We start from the raw sequence: 1,682 nt of genomic DNA, 5'->3' as shown, positions 1-1,682 counted from the left end.
AGCCTTGATCCACCGGCCAGCGCCTTGTGGATAGCGGCTAGGAAAACGAGGAAGTGCCTTGTGACCTGCAATGATGGGAGTTCTTGAGGCTCCACCAGGCACGATCGGCAAGGCACTTCCGAGATGCAAGTTTCCCATACGTCGGCGGCGGTCTCCGCTGCGTTCGATGACCCGAATCTGATCGCGCATGCCGGGCTGGTCCCGGTGATGCGGCTGGCCGAGCGGTGCGGTCTTTCGCGTCTGGTGGCCGAGAAGGTGAAGCTGACCGGCGCGAGCAACGGCGCGGGTGCGGCGGCGGACGCCAAGGTCACCAGCATCGTCGCGGGCATGGCCGCAGGCGCGGACAGCATCGACGACCTGAACGTCCTGCGCCATGGTGCGATGCCGGCCGTGTTCGCGGGCATTCGTGCCCCGTCCACGCTGGGCACGTTCTTGCGCTCGTTCACCCACGGTCACGCCCTCCAACTCCACGCCGTGCACCGCAGATTCTTGACCGCGCTGGCCGTACACACTCCGCTTCTACCCGGCGCGGGCGAGAGGGCGTTCATCGATGTCGACTCCACCCACAAACGGGTCTACGGCCGGGCCAAACAGGGCGCCGAGTACGGCCGGTTCAAGGGCATCCGCACCCTCCACCCCCTGTTCGCCACGGTCTGCACGCCCGACTCCCGCCCGGTGATCGCCGCAGTACGGATGCGTCGCGGCAAGGCAGCCGACTCCCGCGGCGCCCCGAAGTTCGTCAGCGAGGCCCTGGCCACCGCCGTCGAGGCCGGCTGCACCGGCACCCGTATCCTGCGGGCCGATTCGCAGTTCTACAACGCCGGTGTGATCGCCGCCTGCCGCCGGACCGGCGCCCATTTCTCGGTCACCACCGGCATGAACCCCTCCATCAAACGGGCCGTCCTCGCCATTCCAGCCGAGGCATGGCAGCAGATCACATACCCGACTGCGGTGCCCGACCCCGAGACCGGAGAGCCCATCTCGGACGCCGAAGTCGCCGAGATGCCCGACTACACCGCCTTCGCGAGCCGCGAGAAGAGCGAGCGGGTCACCGCCCGGCTGATCGTCCGCCGGGTCCGTGACCTCGCCGAACCCGCAGTCGTGGGTGAGCAGGGCGAACTGTTCCCCGTCTGGCGCTACCACCCGTTCTTCACCGACAACCCCGCCGAGACCCTCCAGGCCGAGCGGGAACACCGCCACCACGCGGTGGTCGAACAGGTCATCGCCGACAGCAAAGCCTCCGCCCTGGCCCACCTGCCCTCCGGGCACTTCCACGCCAACGCGGCCTGGCTCACCCTGTGGGCCATTACCTACAACCTGCTGCGGGCCACCGGCGCGCTCACCTCCGCCTTCCACGCCAAGGCCACCACCGCCACCCTCCGCACCCACCTGGTCCAGATCCCGGCCCGGATCGCCCGCTCCGCACGACGTATCACCCTGCACCTGCCAAACAACTGGCCCTGGCAGCACGCCTGGACACACCTCTTCGACACCACCCACGACCCACCCGCACCGGCCTGATCCCCCTGCCCACCCCACCCGCCAGGGCCCAACCGGAACCGAACACGTGGAAACGCTGGGCAGACCAGCGGATGCCACCTGCCCGCCCACAATCACCGACCCGAAACCGGCTCAAGATCAGTCAGACAATCACTTTCAGACCACGTCGGTGGATCAAGGCT

Annotated in this window: 1 protein-coding gene; it reads left to right on the top strand. The window is 68.1% G+C overall.

Going from position 1 to position 1,682, the window contains the following annotated elements; all coding sequences use genetic code 11:
* The first annotated feature begins 123 nt into the window (after positions 1 to 123).
* Complete coding sequence (locus tag ACZ68L_RS46840; RefSeq protein WP_469591030.1) at positions 124 to 1,521, top strand: IS1380 family transposase; 1,398 nt, start codon at positions 124 to 126, stop codon at positions 1,519 to 1,521.
* The last annotated feature ends 161 nt before the right edge of the window (positions 1,522 to 1,682 follow it).

The organism is Streptomyces sp. NPDC104309, from assembly GCF_055584025.1.
The sequence above is the reverse complement of the archived record's forward strand: the minus strand, read 5'-3'. Positions and strand labels throughout refer to the sequence as shown.